This window comes from Paenibacillus sp. 22594 (assembly GCF_052044425.1).
Taxonomy (GTDB): domain Bacteria; phylum Bacillota; class Bacilli; order Paenibacillales; family Paenibacillaceae; genus Paenibacillus_AQ.
Genome location: NZ_JBQENA010000008.1, coordinates 243267 through 261143, shown reverse-complemented (window position 1 = coordinate 261143; position 17877 = coordinate 243267). Strand labels below are relative to the sequence as shown.

Sequence of the window (17877 nt, the reverse complement as noted above, 5' to 3'; positions counted from 1 at the left end):
TCAGCAAACCGGTGTTACGGCAAGCTCCTCCTTTCCGGGTGAAACCCGCTGTGGGGTGTCCACCAAAATGTTATACAAAAAACCTGCCCATACATGGAAAGGCAGGTTTCTGTACTAGCAAGGAGGATTACTGCTGGCCTTGATCTTGCAGTTCTTTTTGAATTTGGGTGTAGACCTTGTACAGCTTCGCAGAATATTCATCCAGGGTCATTTGCTTGCTCATAATGGAGGATATCGGTTTGTATACTTCGTCGCTGGCGTTGTATTTACTTCCTTTGGCTACCGGCTTGAAGGAACCGCTGACGGCTACCATTCCGCTGTCTACCGCTTTGTAAATATTGTAGGTCGTCTCGGAAATATATTCTTTCGCCAGATCAGGCGCACCAATGACCGCCATAACTCCCTTGGCCTTCTCCGCGTTCAGCTTGATGCTTTTTTCGCTGTACAGGTATTTCAGGAAAGCCTTGGCCAGCTCCGGGTTTTTCGCCTTTGCCGGAATTACCATCTGCTCCACTTGGGTAAGCGCCATAACCTTGCCTTCCGTTCCCAGCGAAGGCACTCCGAGGAATCCGAATTGGAAGCCGTCCTCACGCGGCGCATCCTTCATTTCATCTTCAAACCAGGTGCCATTGGGGATGAACATGGATTTGCCTTGCAGAAATGCAGTTTGGGATTGGGTATGATTGAGCGCAACCGTCCCCTTCATGAGCGCATTGTCTTCGGTGGCGATTTTCTCAAGCAATCCCCATACCTTGGTATACGTCTCACTCTTCCAGAATTCCGGATCATAATTGAAAAATTGATTCAAGGCCTCCTGGCCGCCGGCACTGGCAATCGCGGGAACAATCATTTCCTCCAGATATCCCGGATAGAGTCCCTGGTAAGTGAACAGCGCACGGTTATTTTCCTTGGCGGTGGCATTCGCAGCGAACAGTTCATCCCAGGTCTTTGGCGGTGCAATTTGTTTGGAATCGAACAAGTTCTTGTTATACCAGAGTCCCATCACTCCAAAATTGTAAGGGGCCAGATAAATTTTGCCGTCTCCATAAGGAGAAATCGAGCTGGACGACAGCACTCCGGGCAATATCTGCGTTTTCAGCGGGGTTCCCGATTCTGTATTCGATTCAAAAACATCCGTTAAATCCAATAAAGCCTTGTCCTTGACCAGTCCGTCCAGGATAGGCGTGTTATCGCTTCCGGAGATATACATGAAATCCGGCGGATTCCCGGCAACGATCTTAGGACGGACCAGTTCGGCGATTTTGGGGCTGGCGGTAATATTGATTTTGGTGCCCGGATGATCCTTCATGAATTCGGCGGCAACACTGTCCCAATATTCACGTCCATACCCGCCCTGGAATACAGCGACGTTCAGCTCAGGATTATCGAACGTCTCTCCCGCCGGTGCTGCGCTGGCCGAAGCCTCCGCAGTAGCTTCAGCTGCTGCCGATGCGGAAGGAGCAGCATTGTCCGTATTCTCAGATCCGCAGCCGGCAAGCGGTACAGCCATGAGCACAGCTGCCGAGGCGAGCGCAGTCCATTTTTTTATCGACATCTTGATTTGACCCCTTTCTGGTTTTGGATGTCTCTAATTATAGAATCGCAAGGGGCTGATACATATTAACAAAAGAACGGAGGTTTATGGACGATTTTATGCATAAAGCTCACTTCCTATGAAAGAATACTTTTGAATTTCATGAAAACTAAACTTTCTTTTACTCATTCTTAAAATTGTCCATTTTATCGCTCTGGATATTCTTCACCGTCTTCGGGGCAACCCCGAACTTCTTTTTGAACAGACGGTTGAAATAAAAAGGGTCCGGGATGCCCACTTCCATGGCCACCTGCTTAATTAGATAATTGCCGGAGGACAGCATTTCATAAGCCTTCATCATGCGGATTTCATTGAGCCGGGTCAATATGCTGGAGCCCGTTTCGGCTTTGAATACCTGACACAAATAGGGTTCGGAAAAACCGACATGTGCTGCCACCTCGGAAATAAACACCCGCTCGGAGAAATGCTTTTCCAGATAGGTATTGGCCTGCCGGATTTCCTCGCGCATAAACTTCTGGCCGGGGTTTCTCCCGATCATATTCATCACTTCATCATGCATGTCCTGAATAATGAGCATCAGCTGGGAGTCCGTAGGGGCGGCTTCGATTTGCTCTATCCACCAGGTTTCGTTCCATGCGGCTTCCCTGCTGATAATGTTAGAATTGGCGATGCTCCAAACCCCGCCGATGATCGCTCTTTTCACGGAATTCGGCGGAATGCGCAATTCGGCGGCTGCCCGGATTAATACAGAAGCACCTTCAAGCCACAGGTCGATCTCCGTCCCGCTGGAGTGGCGCAGGCTGTTTTTCAACTGAATCTCCAATGCCTTAAACTCCTGGTCATCCTCACTCTGTACAGCGGCACCGCCATTACATATGCCGTTTTCCTGGTACTTGTTGTAAAAAGAAAGATAATCAGCAGCCTTGTTCAGCCGGATTTGCCCGGATATCCCTTCATAGTCAGCAACAGGATTCCCGTATATGACACAAATCTCCATATCATAATAAATTTTGGACAAGCCTTTGATCCGCTGAGCCAGCTCACCGGGATTCGGAAAGCTTCCTTCAGCTGTCGGAACGGGCGAGACAATCAGCATCAAGAACCGACCCGGCTCTGCGGACACCACATACAGGCCGTGGTTTGCGGGAAACAGACCTTCTGCGATTTGGCGGAGCTTCTCCTGATACCGGGAAACCTCCTGTCCGCGGGAAGAATTGTTAAGAATATGTATGCAAAATGCGTAGGCATGAAGCGAAGGAGGGCCCGACAGGACGTCGAGCAGCGCTTTTCTTCCGGCTTGTTCTCCATGGGCAACGGGTCCGGCATCCATCTCTCTCAGCCATTCCTCCACCACGGTCTTTGTATTCTTCTGGCCGGTGTCATGGAGAAGATTTCTTGTGCTGTTATCATGCTTCCGGTCCAGCTTCAGGGCGATCTCTTCCAGGGTAGCCATGAAAGTTTCCGTTTTCAGCGTAAGCTTGAGCATGTAGTCATGTGCGCCGCATCTCAGCGCCTCACGGACCAGATCAAAGTCGTTATAGTTGCTGAGTACCAGCACCTCACCGGCGAAGGAGGACTTCATCAGCAGCTTGATCAGCTCCAGACCGTCCATCTCACTCATCTTGATATCCGTAATCACAATATCCGGTTCGGTTCTCTGCACCATCTCCAGGGCGGCAGCCCCGTTTGCAGCAGAGCCCGCGTATTCAAACCGGCTGTCATCCCAGCGGATCAGTGATTTTACCGCATGTCTTACGATCATCTCATCATCCACAATCAGCACCTTGTACACAAGCATCCTACCCTTCCTTCTTTTTAAGCGGCAGCCGGATGACTGTCACGGTACCCTTTCCCGGCTCGCTCCGGGTCAGCATGCCATACGGCTCACCGACATACATATGAATGCGTTCCTCTACGTTCACAATGCCAATACCTGAGAGCTTGTCATTGGAATGCCTGCGGGTCTGAACCTCCCTGAGGTCGAAGCCTTTCCCGTTGTCCGCAACCGTCAGCTGCAAGATTCCGTCCCTACCGGAAATCTCCACGCTGATTTTGACTACACGGCCCTCGTCCCCTCCGGCATGAAGGATGGAGTTCTCGACGATGGGCTGGAGGATAAAACGCGGAACCAGACAATCGTACAGTTCTTCCCGTTCCACACTGCAATTCAGCTCGAAGGATTGGCCATACCTGATCCGCTGGATAACCGCATAGTGCAGCAGATTATCGATTTCTTTGCGTAAGGGAATCATCTCTTCCTGGTCCAGAATCGTATTGTGCAGCAGCTCGGACAACGAGCCAATCCCCTCCTCGACTATCGTATTTCCGCTCATCATCGCGCTCCACTTCAGGGAGTTCAGCGTATTGAACAAAAAATGGGGGTTAATCTGCGCCTGCAGCATCTTGAGTTCCGCATCCCGTTTGGCCTTCTGCTCCAGTCCGACCTGATCAATTAACCGCTTCAGCTGGCCGACCATCTGGTCGATGGTCTCTGTGAGCTTGCCCATTTCGTCCGGAGGTGTTGTGGAAGATAAGCTGAAGTCCAGACGACCCAGTTTGATCTGCTTGGCATATTGGAGGAGCTCCCGCATGGGCGTACTGATGCTTTTGTATACCCACATAGCCATCAAGGTGGAGAGCAGCAGAATAATCACGCTGATGTACAGGAGGTTGCCCCGGATCGCCAACAGTTCTGAGACAATATAGGTATGCGGGATCAGTCCGACCATGTACCAGTCTGCGGACCGGATATAGGTGTTGGTCACCAGAACTCTTTTCGCATCCACTTGCGTGTAGAAAGACTTATTGGCTTGGCCTTTAACTATTTTACCGAACACTTCATCCTGCTTGTAACTCGATCCTTGAGGGATATCCGGGTCAGCGGAGGAGACGACTGTGCCGAAACCATCAACAATATAGAGCTTTCCCCCTGTCCCCAGATCCACATGCTCATATGTATTCCGTGTAAAGACCTTTCCGTCGATTACAATGATCAGATAGCCAATTTTTTGATTCAGGTTATCCGCTGAGAAAATCACCCGGCTGAGCGCAATTTTGTCAGTGCCGCGATTGGAACGCAAATAATTCCAGGTGGTGTTGCCCTCAAAAGGATTGATCCGCTTGATCGAATCCGCAATTTGGCTGCCGGGATACCATTCAAACCCCAGATCAAAAAAGGGTTCCTGGTTTTCGGTTAACACGACCACATTGGACAGATTGCTGAGCCTGAATACCTGTTCACCCAGCACGTTGTTAATTTTAGTCTGGAATTCATTGCGCTCATAATCTGTCATGGATTTTGCCTGCTTCAGCCCATTCTGAAGCTCCTGATTTACGATGATGGATTCACTTAGCGTTTCATACTGGGCCAATTCCCGCGACACATTCACCGCAGATTCGGATAAGACCTGCATGGAGAAGGCACTCAGCTTTTCCGATATCGAATCCTCATACCTGACATTGGAGTAAAAGGTGACAAAGATGACGGGCAACAGTGAAGTGATAAAAAATGCGCCGAGCAATCTGTTTTTAATCGAAAATCTTCGCAGATAAGAGGAGCGTTTCCTTACATGCAGGTTAGCGCGTGGTATGTTCATGTTAACTATACCCCTTGTTTTCGACTTTTCACGACATATTCCCTATCATTCTAACACAGGGCAAAAAAAAAACAGTAGACAGTCAAGATTTTCTCTTAACTCCTGCATACTGTTTTTCAAACATAAATAGTATAAAACAAGCTGGCGGCAGCTCAGTCCGCAATAAGATCCGTAACCTCTCTTCTCATACTCAGCGGGGTATCCTGTGTCGGCTGGCCCACGCGGACCAGGAGCTGAATCGTTCCGCCACCCGGAGCATACTCCTTGTGAATCCTCGTGTAAGGCTCCTTCATCTCAGGGTATTCCTCCAGTACCTGGCTCAGAGGCTGCATCACCAGTCCTTCCTCATGTCCGGCCAGAATCAGCCTGCTGTAGAGCATGCCCGCCTTAACCTGACTAGTGCGGCTATTGTCCTTGCTCACAATCAGAGCATAGGCCGGTGAGTGGTCAGCTGCCTCCCGGGCTGCCTGAACGGCAAGCTTGGTTGATGCTTTCTCGTTATTAAACGACGGAAAGAGGGTAATCATCCCCTGAAGGAGATGTTTCTTCACACCTGTGGTTCCTTGTCCTTCAAAAGAGAACCCGTAGCGGTATTTATTCTTCTGATATTCATTGGAACGGAATATGCGTGCTGATTCGTCATTCATCCGCGCAAGTCTGGTTTCGATATTCGTCCCCTCTACTCCATAGGCTCCCAGCTTCTGAATGCTGGCGGAATCCTCCAGTAGGGTTAGGGTTAAATCCTTATCATCATTGGTCTGCTTCAGCTGAGCTGTCTGCTCCGGTGTCAGCGGATCAAGCTTATAGGCCATCCGGTTCGTATCCGGCAAAAACAGATAGTCGAACAACGGATTCACCTGAGGTGCTGTCTTGGTGAGTGTGATTTCCGCCACAGCCTTCTGATCCATGCTCTCGCTTAAGTTCTGCTCATCGTATTCCCCATCCGGGAATAGCTTAATCTCCGCCTGATACCCAAGCTGCTCACCGGCAACCCTAAGGTATTCCAAAAAGGTACCCTGCGAGACTAGGGTCTGCCGGGCCAATGGGTCTGTTTCCAGCGCAAGCCTCGTATGATCTGTATACAAGGAGAGCTTAAGCGGATTTTGCTTGTCCAGGCGAATTTTCCAGGGCTGCATATTGTGTCCATTCGCTGCCAGGAGCCCGTATGCTGCCAATTGCAGGCGCGGATCTTCGAATTGTCCGGCATAATCCCGCTTCCAGGGATCCAAATACTTCGCCTTCTTGAATACACCGCTTGCCGTGAATAGCAAGCTAACCAGAAGCACGAACAGAACAACAACAGACAGAAGTACGATCATTGATCTTTTGGTACGCTTACTCATAGCCATCTCCCTTTGTACATCTCTATTTGATAAGCCTATTCCCATTCAGACGTAATGCCACCCCGGATACAATGACAAGCCGCACATTCCCCCGGGTCCATTACATCAATGCCCGCTTTCTATCCTACCGAGTGCAATAAGTGGATTGATGTGCTACCGTTAAGAGGTGTGCTCCGGGAGACGGCTTCCGGTAAGTGAATTTACTATGCAAAGGAGAGTTATTCACCTATGAAAAGTATCGCTGTATTTTGCGGATCGCGTGACGGAGCTTCCCCCGTCTACAAGGAAAGCGCCCATGCGCTGGGAAAAGCACTGGCAGAACACGGCATCACCCTGATCTACGGCGGGGCAACGGTTGGCCTCATGGGCGAGGTGGCGGACGCCGCTCTGGGAGCCGGAGGGAACGTCATCGGGGTTATCCCCCATTTTCTCAAAAGCCGGGAAATTGAGCACAAGCAGCTCACGGAACTGATCGTGGTGGATTCGATGCATGAACGCAAATTAAAAATGTCGGAGCTGGCCGAAGGATTCATCGCTTTGCCGGGCGGCCCGGGGACGATGGAGGAATACTTTGAGATTTTTACGTGGGCACAATTGGGGCTGCATCAGAAGCCTTGCGGCATATTGAACGTCCAGCATTATTATGATCCGCTGATTACCCTGTTCGACCAGATGGCCCGGGAGCAGTTCATGTTGGAAAAGCACCGCTCAATGGTCCTCACCGATACCACTCCCGAAGGTATGATCCAGCAATTCCTGAGCTATTCCCCGCCACCGGTGAAAACGTACCTTACGGATGAGCGCACCTGATCTGAAATTAAGAATTCCATAGCCGGGGCTTCGGCGGTAATCTAATGAAGCAAGCCGCAAATGACCAAAATCAAAAAACAGCGATCCTCCAATGACCGGAGGATCGCTGTTTTGCTGCTTTTTACTCTTTTAAGAACATAAGACGCTGTCTCTGTTGTAGGCGTATCTATTTATGAGACAGCGGCTTTTTCCTGCTGAAGATCATCTGTACTGCCTAGGCCAGCTTAACCAGACTGTAGTTTTTCTTGCCTTTGCGGATGATGATGAACCGCCCGCCGATGGCGTCTTCGGCAGTGACCTCCGCCCCGATATCGGTAACACGCTCACCGTTAAGTGAAATAGCTTCCTTGGTGATGTCTTCACGTGCTTGGCGCTTGGACGGCTCAATACCCAGATCGACCAGCCAATCCACGATATTCTTTGAATCTCTGCCTGATGTGAAGGTTGGCATTTCCTTGAAGCCTTCCTCGATCTCCTCCGCAGTCAGGGAACGGATATCTCCGCTGAACAGGGCTGCGGTAATACGCTTCGCCTGCTCCAGCAGCTCCTCACCGTGCACGAAGCGGGTCATTTCCTCCGCCAGTGCCTTCTGCGCTTCGCGCTTATGCGGCTCGTTCTGTACCTTTTCCTCCAGGACGCTGATTTCTTCTTGGGTCAGGAAAGTGAAGTATTTGAGGTATTTCACCACATCGCGGTCGTCGGCATTCGCCCAGAACTGGTAGAACTCGTACGGTGTTGTTTTTTTCGGATCAAGCCATATCGCACCGCCAGCGCTTTTGCCGAATTTGGTGCCGTCCGATTTGAGCATCAGTGGGATGGTCAGGCCGAACACCTTGGCGTCCGTCCCTTCTTTTTTACGGATTAGGTCCAGTCCGCTTGTGATATTACCCCATTGGTCGGAACCGCCGACCTGCAGCTGCACATCCTCGTGCTGGTACAAATGCAGGTAGTCGAGCGACTGCAGAATCTGGTAGGAGAATTCCGTGAACGAAATCCCGCTCTCCAGACGGCTGGACACCACATCCTTGGCGAGCATAGTGTTGATGCTGAAGTTTTTGCCATAATCTCTTAGAAATTCGATGACGTTAATCTTATGGGTCCAGTCATAGTTGTTGACCATTCGGACCTGATTGTCGCTTTCAGTCACAAACAGCTTCTTCATCTGCGCCGTCAGCGCATCCACATTCGCCTGAATTTGCTCCATCGTCTGGAGGGAACGCTCACTCTGGCGGCCGCTCGGATCGCCGATGGTTCCTGTTGCCCCGCCAATCAGAATGACCGGACGGTGTCCGGCAAGCTGGAAGCGTTTCAGCACCATGAAGGGAATTAAATGTCCGATATGCATGCTGTCGCCCGTTGGATCTACGCCGCAATAGAGTGAAACTGCCTTCGTATTCGTTAACTCCCGCAGTCCTTCTGCATCTGTCTGCTGATTGATGGCGTCGCGCCATTCCAGTTCATCGATAATGTTCAAGCTGATACAGCCCCTTTATTATGATTTTCGTATTCGTCTGATGTACGTTGAATCAGGTAACTCGTACCTCTTTACGGTGGACCAGGCAACAACAAAAAAATCGCCCCCTTGTCTATACAGACACAGGGACGATTATGATTAACCGTGTTACCACCCAAATTGCACAGACCGCCTGACGGCAGGGCCCGTACCACTCACAGCGAGGTATCGTTCGCTTGATTTCCGCTTGGCATTACCCAAGATACTCCAGAGTGTAATTCGCAGTCCATGTGTGTGCCAGGGTTCCATCCCCCCCGGCTTTCTGTGACAGGGACAAAGGCTGCTACTGTCTCGTTCATCGCATATCAGCTATAAGATTACTGAAAGTATAGTCAATTCAAAATTTGTTGTCAATGCCGGACCCGCCAGCTCTCCAAAGTGTAGACCAGCTTGCCTCCATAAAATCAGATTTTTTTGTTATCTATTTTTGATAACTATTCACAAACAAACCTTTATATGTTATGTTGGATATATATGGATATTGGGAGGTGGTCTGGTCCGGGTACCGAATACACTTCTGGGAGCATGCAGAAATTAGAAAGCAAATCTAAATCCGCAAAGGAGGAACTACCATGAAACCGAGCAAGTATTTTTCGTTCCGCAGCTTTAGTTTTTTGGCCCTAACGTGTGTCCTTATCCTCTCCCTCTCAATCCCCCAGAAGCAGGCTGCAGCAGCAGGAGCCTCAGTCAAGGGCTTTTATGTAAGCGGTACCAAATTAATTGACGCGACAGGCAGCCCTTTTGTTATGCGGGGTGTAAATCATGCGCACACCTGGTATAAAAATGACCTGGCAACCGCTATCCCTGCCATTGCAGCCACCGGTGCTAATGTAGTGCGGATCGTGCTCTCCAATGGGGGCCAGTGGTCCCTCGACAGTCTGTCCGATGTGCAAAATATACTTGCCCTTTGTGATCAGTACAAGCTGACCGCCATGCTTGAGGTGCATGATGCAACAGGCTCGGATAACGCTTCTACGCTGAATGCGGCTGTCAACTATTGGATCAGCATCAAGGATGCATTAATCGGCAAGGAAGACCGGGTCATCGTTAATATTGCTAACGAATGGTTCGGCTCCTGGAGCACAGCGGCCTGGGCCAGCGGTTATCAATCCGCCATTCCAGCCCTTCGGGCCGAAGGCATCAAGAATACACTGGTCGTGGATGCCGCAGGCTGGGGACAGTATCCGTCCTCTATTTTCACTAGCGGGAACGCTGTATTCAATTCTGATCCGCTTGCAAACACGATCTTCTCCATTCATATGTACGAATATTCCGGAGGTTCAGCCGCCACGGTAAAGGGCAATATTGACAATGCCCTGGCCATAGGGGTACCGGTCATCGTCGGGGAGTTCGGCTGGAAGCATACAAGCGGAGATGTCGATGAAGCAACCATTATGAGCTATGGGCAGGAAAAAGGCGTTGGCTGGATCGCGTGGTCCTGGTATGGAAACGGCGCCGGCGTCGACTATCTCGATATGGCCAGCGGCCCTGCAGGCAGCCTCTCGGATTGGGGGAATTCCATTGTGAACGGTCCCTATGGCACGAAGGCTACCTCAGTACTTAACAAAATCTATACCACACCCGGTTACGTGCCTGTTCCGGACAACGGGACAACACCTACACCTACACCTACGGCAACACCCACTGCAACCGTGACACCGTCTCCAACACCTACGGCAACGGCAACACCAACTGCAACACCGATACCAACTACAACACCGGCACCTACTGCCACTGCAACTCCAACAGTTTCGCCAACAGCCGCTCCAACCGGTCTTGAACTCTATTACCGCGTCGGTAATACGAATACTACGGACAACGTGATCAAACCCCAATTTAATATCAAGAACAACGGCACCTCTGCCGTCAACTTGAGCGGGCTGAAGATACGGTACTATTTCACCAAAGACGGATCGCAAACGCTTAATGGTGCAATGGACTGGGCACAGATGGGCGCGGCCAACATTACCATTACTTTTGGAACTGCCAATGCCGCAGGTGCTGATTCCTATCTAGAAGTCGGATTTACCCCTGGAGCAGGTTCTTTGCCGGCCGGAGGACAGACCGGAGATATCCAGCTGCGGCTATTCAAAGGCGACTGGAGTAATTTTAACGAAGCAGATGATTATTCCTTTGATGCCGCCAAAACGGCTTTCAGTACCTGGAATCATGTAACGCTGTATCAAAACGGCACACTCGTATCGGGCGTACAGCCTTAAGCACGGACGTTATCATCTGAATCTGTATAAAAACAAAGGGGAGTACCTTAGGCCGCTGGCGGCCCGCAGTACTCCCCTTTGCTTATCGCTTCGATGACAACCGGGCGGGACAGGGCTGTCCTCCGATTCTTCAATTAAACACCGGCTGGTGTATAATGCAAGAAGCATCTCTGATATTCACTGGTTTAGTAATACATAAGGCATACCATTTCCAATACTACAGATCAGCGGACCTTGCCATTCAAGTGTCCCTGCCGAAAAGAGGTTATCATCATGACATTGTCTGCTTATTCCACCTATGATGCGCTGGGACTTGCTGCGCTGGTCCGGGCGCGGGAGGTGTCGCCCCGCGAGCTTGTTGAGGCGGCTCTCGCCAGATTGGACGAGGTCAATCCCCTGCTGAATGCTGTTGTCCGCACCCGCCGGGAGGCGGCTTTGAAGGAGGCCGATGCCATGCCGGCAGATGATCCGTCCCGGCCGTTTGCCGGTGTGCCCTTTCTGCTGAAGGATATCTCCCAGGCGATTGGCGGCGAGGCACTGACCTCTGGCGCCTTGCTGCTGAAGGACAACATTGCTAAACGTGATTCGAACTATGTCGCCCGTATCCGAAGCGGCGGGTTTATTCCGCTCGGGCACACGAATACTCCCGAGTTCGGACTGAAAAATATCACCGAGCCGCTCCTGCACGGGCCTGCACGGAATCCCTGGAGCACGGACCGCTCGCCCGGAGGCTCCAGCGGCGGAGCTGCCGCCGCAGTGGCTTCCGGAATCGTACCGGCTGCGGGCGCCAGCGACGGAGGCGGCTCGATCCGCATCCCGGCCTCCTTCACCGGCCTGTTCGGACTGAAGCCCACCCGCGGCCGTACGCCGGTAGGGCCGGGAGTCGGCCGCCAATGGCAGGGCGCCTCCATTGATTTTGCGCTGACGCGTTCCGTGCGCGACAGCGCGGCCATGCTGGACCTGCTGCAGATTGTGCAGCCGGAGGCCGCGTTTCAGACGCCGCTGTATCCGGGTGTCTATCTGGACGACCTCATGAAGCCCGCACCACGCAAGCTGCGGATCGCTTTCACAACAGCCTCGCCTGTCGGAACGCCAGTCACCGGAGAGGCAGCTGCAGCTGTATTAAAAACCGTAAAATGGCTCCAGGACGAAGGCCATGAGGTCGAAGAGAAACTCAGTCCGGTAAACGGCGTGCGGCTGATGGAAAATTACTATACGATGAACGCCGGAGAAGTGGCGGCCATGTTCCTGTCACTGGAAACCGGGATGTGCCGCAGCATTGCGGCACATGAGGTGGACATCGTGACCTGGGTGCTGGGCGAAGCCGGTAAAAAGGTCTCCGCCGCCGAATTCGTGCACAGCCTGAACGAATGGGATGTGGCGGCCGCACAAATGGCGGGCCTGATGAGCCGCTTTGACCTCTACATCACACCTGCGAATGCAGATTCCGCACCTAAGATAGGTGAGCTTACCCAGCAGCCGGAGGAAATCGAAGCTTTGCTGCACGTAAGCGAGCTGCCGAAGGATGCGCAGCGGCGGATGATCTACGAGATGTTCGAGCCCAGCCTGACTTATACCCCTTTTACACAGCTGGCCAATCTCACGGGTCAGCCGGCCATGAGCGTTCCCCTGCACCTTACACCGGCAGGCCTGCCCATTGGAGTTCAGGTCATGGCTGCCAAGGGCCGTGAGGATCTGCTGCTGCAGCTGGCCGCCCAATTAGAGCAGTCGGAGCTCTGGGTGGGGATGAAGGGGAATCCATTGTTTGCTTGAGTGGTGTGATTGCATTTCGTGCAATAGATAACTGATATTCCTGTGATAAATACCATTCTGCTGTATTTCGTGCAATAGATTTTCCGGATTTTGGCCCCGAAAGGACCTTACCCCCGGAATCTGCTGCACAGAATACAGCAGATTCTGTTTCTGGGCTGAATTGAAGGCAATCTGATGCAGAAAGTACAGCAGAATTGCCCCCAGACCCGAAATTTCACTGAGCAGGCAGCCACCATAAAAGAGCATTCTTCATTTCAGTCCAAGCCGCAGACACTTCATGTTGGAATACCGGTAACCCGCAGCCTCGTAAAAATACAGCGCCCGCACATTCCCGGCATCCGCAAGCAGGGTAATCCGCAAAAAGCCGTTCTTCTTCGCATACTCGGCAATCCACTTCATAAAGAACCGGCCCCTGCCTCTTCCACGCTCCGCAGCGGCAACAATAAAGTCCTCCAGCATGATGACCAGCCCGGTTGATTTAGAATCAACTGAAGCCCCTTCAGTATGACTTTCGGGAGCTGTGGGAGCAGGTCTTACCCCGAGCGGAATTCCCGGGGGGTCTGTCCGGCCTCACGGTGGAACAGGCGGGAGAAATAATGGACCGAGCTGAAATGATATTTCCCGGCGATTTCTGTGATGCTCAGCGAGGTATGCAGCAGATCCTCCTTGGCCCGGTTCAGCCGGAAGCGGTTCATATACTGGACGGGCGAACAGCCCACTGACTTTCTGAACAGCTCGAAGAAATGCCCCCGGCTCAGCTTCAATTCCCGGTAATAACATTCCAGCGGCCTCGGTACTTCATGCAGCAAATCCTGTTCGAGCCGCTCCAGCAGCGCGCTGATCCGTCGGTCCGGAAACGTCGGGTACCTCAGCATCTGTTGGAGGAAAAAATCAATAAACTCCTGAAAGTTCCGCTGAATGCTCAAATTGCGGATAAACGTCTGCTCATTTACAAATTGACCTGAAGTGTAGAACTTCTGAAACCGTTCAGCCCACACATGGACAGAACCGGCCTGAAGCTGCAGCGGGAGCGGATACGGAAGCTGCGGACCCAGCCATTCCGGCAGCAGCGGCTCCGGTTCATAACAGATTGGGCAGGCCCAATCGAAATGGCCCTCCCGGTCCACATGACTCCAGTCGAAGTAACAGCACAGATGTACCATCGGCTCTCCCGGATCTGCCAGCCATTCATGGGACTGTCCGGGAGGCAGATAGACCAGTGAGCCCGGGCTTACCTGGACTTGTGTCCCCTCGGTTTCCAGTACCCCGTAACCCTCGCTGACCAGATAGACAGAGCTCATATAGCAAATCCGTTTCGAGCTTGACTGCCCCTTGGCAAAAGGATACCGGGTAGCCAGATAGACATACGGGTGCAAGGCTGAAAGCTTCATCTCACCATCCTCCCGCTATGCTTATTGGGCGCCAGAGGATGCTGCCTCCGCTTCAATTGCTGCCGCCAATTCCTCATACGAGCCACCCTTCAGCAGTTTGCCGTTCACCATAAACTGTGGTGTTCCATTGACTCCATAGTTTCCAGCCGTTTTGAAATCCTCCTTCACCGGCAGCATGTAAGTATGCTCCTGCAGATCCTTGGCAAAGCGGTCATAGTCAATGCCGCCGATATTATTTTTGACGAAATCAAGCAGAAACTGCGGTGTGGCCCAGATCTTGGTCTCATCCCCCTGATGGTCGTAGAGCTTGCTCATAAACTCCCAGAATTGTTCGTTGTCCTGGGCTGCAATGGCTTCCCCCGCACTCGCTGCCATGATCGAATCACGGTCTATAAAAGCAAAGTTCATGAAGAACAGCTCAGCCTTGCCGGTATCGACGAACTCTTTTTTGAAGCGTTCGAAGTACGTTTCCTTCCACTTCTTGCAAGAAGGGCATTTGAAATCTGCGAATTCAATCACCTTCACCTTGGCAGTGCTACTGCCCAGATGGGGCTGCTTCTCATATTTCAGGCCTTCGGCATCGTATTCCCCGCGAATCTCTGTGTAGTTCGGCAGTCCTCTGAGGCCTGAGGAAGCCACTGATGGCCGCAGAAAAAATACGGACGCCGCAATTACGAGAATGGCAATCATAACGACAGATATCACAAAGGCTGATCCTGACCGAGGCTGCCCGGCACGGCGCTTGCTGCCGCGGATGGAACGAGTCTGATTGGCTGAATTCGAAAGATTGGATAGCTTGCCCTTTGCTTTGGACATGGTTAAGATCCCCCTCAAAAGAATTTCATCATCTGATTAATAAATGATAACGCTTTCTAAATTAATGGTAGTGGTTCATTCCAGCTCCGTAAAGGTACGTTTGCGGTGCCTTGCGTACCTTTTTCCCTGTGCAGGCCTTTCCTGGCAGTTTGGGTCTACATTTCGCTCCCCTATTGCCTGATTACTGTATAACCATCCGCGAATTCATCCGCCGATCGTGCAAAAATACGACACCTTGCTAAATACAACCGGCCATCACTCAGTTACATTGTAGAGGACTGGATGGCAGGGTTAATGCGCCAATTGCTACGCGTTTGCAGTGATGAAAGGAGGAGAACCTATGCATGAAACCACAAGTATAGGAAATTCAGAGGATTCAATCCTGTCTTTGCCGCTGGAAAAAGAACAGGCCCAGGAAAAGGCGGCGCGGCATGACCTTACTTTGGAGGGACCGGCAGCGGATTTTTTTGAAGGAGCGCTGCTGGGAAACGGCGGGCTTGGGGTGGTGCTCACCACCCGCCCGGATGCGGTGATGCTCCATTTTGGACACAATAATGTCTGGGATATTCGCATCGCGGAGCGACATGCCGAGGAGATTATGACCTTTAAGGAGGTCTATAAGCAGTTCGAAGCGCTTCCCGCTGAATTGGCGCAGCTCATGGACAACCCGTGGTACCGGGAATATTGCGAGATGGCCGGGGACAACTACAGCAAAAGCTACCCGCGCCCGATGCCCTGTGGTTCACTGCTGCTCCGGTATGACCGGCGTACAGCCGAGGTGCTGGGACACACCCTCCATATCGGGGACGGACGCTGCACGGTTGAGTTTCTGGTCCAGGGGAAGCGGGCTGTATTGGAGGTTTTTGTGGATGCCGTTCAGGACCGGCTGTGGATGTCTGTATGCAATTCTGCTGACGGAGAAGCTCTATCGCTGTTTCACGAAGCGCGGCTCATTCCCGACCCCAACACGCCTTCCGGGTTCCCCCCCGCTGTAATCGATGTTGATCCCGCGGCGGGAGTACTGTCCTTTACCCAAGTCCTGCCCTGTGTGGAAGCTCCCGAGGTTCCCTATAGCGGGCATGACCAAGATAAGGCTTTCCGGCTGGCGGTCCGCATCGCAGGCGCAGTTCCTTCAGCTGACGGTGAGGCGGACCGGCTCAGCATCGCAGATACCGGCAGCGGCTTCTCCGCCTGCGCGGAGCTATGGGAGGGCCGCAGGACGGTAATCCAGCAAGCAGCAGCTCAGATACACCCGCCCGAATTGTCCGGGTACACTGATGCCCGGAAACGGACAAACGAAAAGTGGCTGGAATACTGGGAGTGCTCCAGTGTGTCACTAGAGGACGAATTTCTGGAGCGGGTCTGGTACCGCAATCTGTACTTTTTAAATTGCTCTGTCCGTGAAGGGGTCACCTGTCCCGGGCTGTTCGCCAACTGGAGTTATGGTTCCATCGGGTCGGAATGGCATGGGGACTATCACATGAACTACAATACACAGCAGCCATTCTGGGCAGCATTCTCCAGCAACCATCTGGACAAGCATCTGCCTTATGCTGATATGGTAGACCATGTGCTGCCGGTCAGCCAACAATGGGCACGGGACTATTACGGGCTGCGCGGTGCTTATTTCCCCCATTCCGCCTACCCGGTGGATATGACGATGATGCCTTATCCGGTTCCGCACTGGGGCTGGGAGGTCTGTGAAACGCCGTGGACCGTGCAAAGCCTATGGTGGCATTACCTCTACTCCATGGATGAAGCCTTCCTTCGCAGCCGCGCATTTCAGCCGATCCGGGAAGCCGTCCGGTTCATGGCGGATTACATGCAGCGGCCGGAAGCCCGGGGTCCGCGCTGGAATGACGACTGTTATCATATCTTTCCTACTGTCGTACCGGAGCTGTACGAGATTGCACCGGGCTTTGCCCGGAACAGTGATTGTCTGATCGATCTGGCTCTGACAAAATTTATTTTCCATGCATATATCCGGGCCTGCGCGGTGCTTGGACTGGAGGAAGCGGAAGACGGCCTGCTTGCAGAGGTTCAGGAAATTCTTAATCACTTTCCAGAATATCCTACAGCCGAATCCAATGCAGGCCAGGTCTTTGTGTCGGTGGCAGGAGAGAATCCCGAGGTCGTCTACAACGTCCCGGTTCCGCTCGCAACAGTCTTCCCCGGAGAAGAGCATGGTCTGCACTCTTCCCCCGAAGAATACCAGACGGCGGTGGAGTCCTACCGCAATCACCGGAATGAAGGCGGGAATGAACTGGTATTCCAAGCCCTGGCCGGAGCACGGCTCGGCATCCTCGATCTGGAACGGTTCAAGCGGCAAATTGCCTATTGTCTGCTGCCTAACGGCACCTGTACCGACAGAGTGCTGATGAGCGGGGGACGGTACCCGGATACAGCGGACTTTGACTTCATGTCCCGGATGGGTGTCTGGTTCGAAAATTTCTCGCTGCCCGCCGTAATCAATGAGTGCCTGCTTCAGAGCTACAACGGGGTGCTGCGGTTCTTCCCGAACTGGCCGGAGCATCAGAGAGCGGAATTCCGCAGCCTGCGGGCTGTGGGCGGCTTCCTGGTCAGTGCAGCTTTTGAAGCGGGTGAAGTGCAGTGGATTGAGGTGTTCAGTGAAGCAGGAGCCGATTTGTCCTTCTATATCCCTTGGGCCCATGGAGCCGAATGTACCGGAGATTCCGTTGAGCCGCAGATCTGTACAGGAGGGACAGGAACGCTGCGGACAGTTGCCGGGGAAACCCTCCGCATGGTAAAACACAGAAGGGAATAGCCGGTGCTGGTTATGGATTCAGATCCCCCACATTGAAGCGCCCTCCAATCTCTGATTGAAATTGGAGGGCGCTTTT

The 17877-nt window shown here is 52.4% G+C and carries 12 protein-coding genes; 4 read left to right on the top strand and 8 right to left on the bottom strand.

Annotated features, from left to right (window positions below; all coding sequences use genetic code 11):
* Positions 1–127: 127 nt before the first annotated feature.
* The 4 genes from ACTJKB_RS23990 to ACTJKB_RS23975 form a co-directional block, all read right to left on the bottom strand.
* Positions 128–1555, bottom strand: coding sequence for a carbohydrate ABC transporter substrate-binding protein (locus ACTJKB_RS23990; RefSeq protein WP_440836866.1), 1428 nt, complete (start codon positions 1553–1555; stop codon positions 128–130).
* A gap of 160 nt (positions 1556–1715) precedes the next feature.
* Positions 1716–3353 carry a response regulator transcription factor gene (locus tag ACTJKB_RS23985; protein WP_440836865.1) on the bottom strand — a complete coding sequence of 546 codons (1638 nt, stop codon included), beginning with the start codon at positions 3351–3353 and terminating at the stop codon, positions 1716–1718.
* A gap of 1 nt (position 3354) precedes the next feature.
* Positions 3355–5151: a sensor histidine kinase gene (locus ACTJKB_RS23980; protein WP_440836863.1), complete on the bottom strand. Its 1797-nt coding sequence runs from the start codon at positions 5149–5151 to the stop codon at positions 3355–3357.
* 152 nt (positions 5152–5303) lie between these two features.
* Positions 5304–6494 carry an Acg family FMN-binding oxidoreductase gene (locus ACTJKB_RS23975; RefSeq protein ID WP_440836862.1) on the bottom strand — a complete coding sequence of 397 codons (1191 nt, stop codon included), beginning with the start codon at positions 6492–6494 and terminating at the stop codon, positions 5304–5306.
* A 228-nt stretch (positions 6495–6722) separates the two neighbouring features.
* Here ACTJKB_RS23975 and ACTJKB_RS23970 point away from each other — a divergent pair, with 228 nt between their 5' ends.
* Positions 6723–7304: a TIGR00730 family Rossman fold protein gene (locus ACTJKB_RS23970; protein ID WP_440836861.1), complete on the top strand. Its 582-nt coding sequence runs from the start codon at positions 6723–6725 to the stop codon at positions 7302–7304.
* A 214-nt stretch (positions 7305–7518) separates the two neighbouring features.
* On the opposite strand, the gene tyrS is transcribed toward ACTJKB_RS23970, so the two are convergent.
* Positions 7519–8778: a tyrosine--tRNA ligase gene (tyrS, locus tag ACTJKB_RS23965; protein ID WP_440836860.1), complete on the bottom strand. Its 1260-nt coding sequence runs from the start codon at positions 8776–8778 to the stop codon at positions 7519–7521.
* Positions 8779–9389: 611 nt separating this feature from the next.
* Here tyrS and ACTJKB_RS23960 point away from each other — a divergent pair.
* Positions 9390–11036 (top strand): cellulase family glycosylhydrolase, encoded by a 1647-nt coding sequence (locus ACTJKB_RS23960; RefSeq protein WP_440836859.1) that lies wholly within the window; start codon positions 9390–9392, stop codon positions 11034–11036.
* 273 nt (positions 11037–11309) lie between these two features.
* Positions 11310–12809 carry an amidase gene (locus ACTJKB_RS23955; protein ID WP_440836858.1) on the top strand — a complete coding sequence of 500 codons (1500 nt, stop codon included), beginning with the start codon at positions 11310–11312 and terminating at the stop codon, positions 12807–12809.
* Positions 12810–13058: 249 nt separating this feature from the next.
* Here ACTJKB_RS23955 and ACTJKB_RS23950 read toward each other — a convergent pair whose 3' ends face one another.
* The 3 genes from ACTJKB_RS23950 to ACTJKB_RS23940 form a co-directional block, all read right to left on the bottom strand.
* On the bottom strand, positions 13059–13268 hold the full coding sequence (locus tag ACTJKB_RS23950; protein WP_440836857.1) for a GNAT family N-acetyltransferase: 210 nt from the start codon (positions 13266–13268) through the stop codon (positions 13059–13061).
* Between the two features lie 74 nt (positions 13269–13342).
* The gene (locus ACTJKB_RS23945; RefSeq protein ID WP_440836856.1) at positions 13343–14200 is read right to left on the bottom strand and encodes an AraC family transcriptional regulator; all 858 of its coding nucleotides are present in this window, start codon (positions 14198–14200) and stop codon (positions 13343–13345) included.
* Positions 14201–14221: 21 nt separating this feature from the next.
* Complete coding sequence (locus tag ACTJKB_RS23940; protein WP_440836855.1) at positions 14222–15016, bottom strand: DsbA family protein; 795 nt, start codon at positions 15014–15016, stop codon at positions 14222–14224.
* A 340-nt stretch (positions 15017–15356) separates the two neighbouring features.
* Here ACTJKB_RS23940 and ACTJKB_RS23935 point away from each other — a divergent pair, with 340 nt between their 5' ends.
* A complete protein-coding gene (locus ACTJKB_RS23935) occupies positions 15357–17801 on the top strand; it encodes a glycosyl hydrolase family 95 catalytic domain-containing protein (RefSeq protein WP_440836854.1) in 2445 nt (814 codons plus the stop codon).
* The last annotated feature ends 76 nt before the right edge of the window (positions 17802–17877 follow it).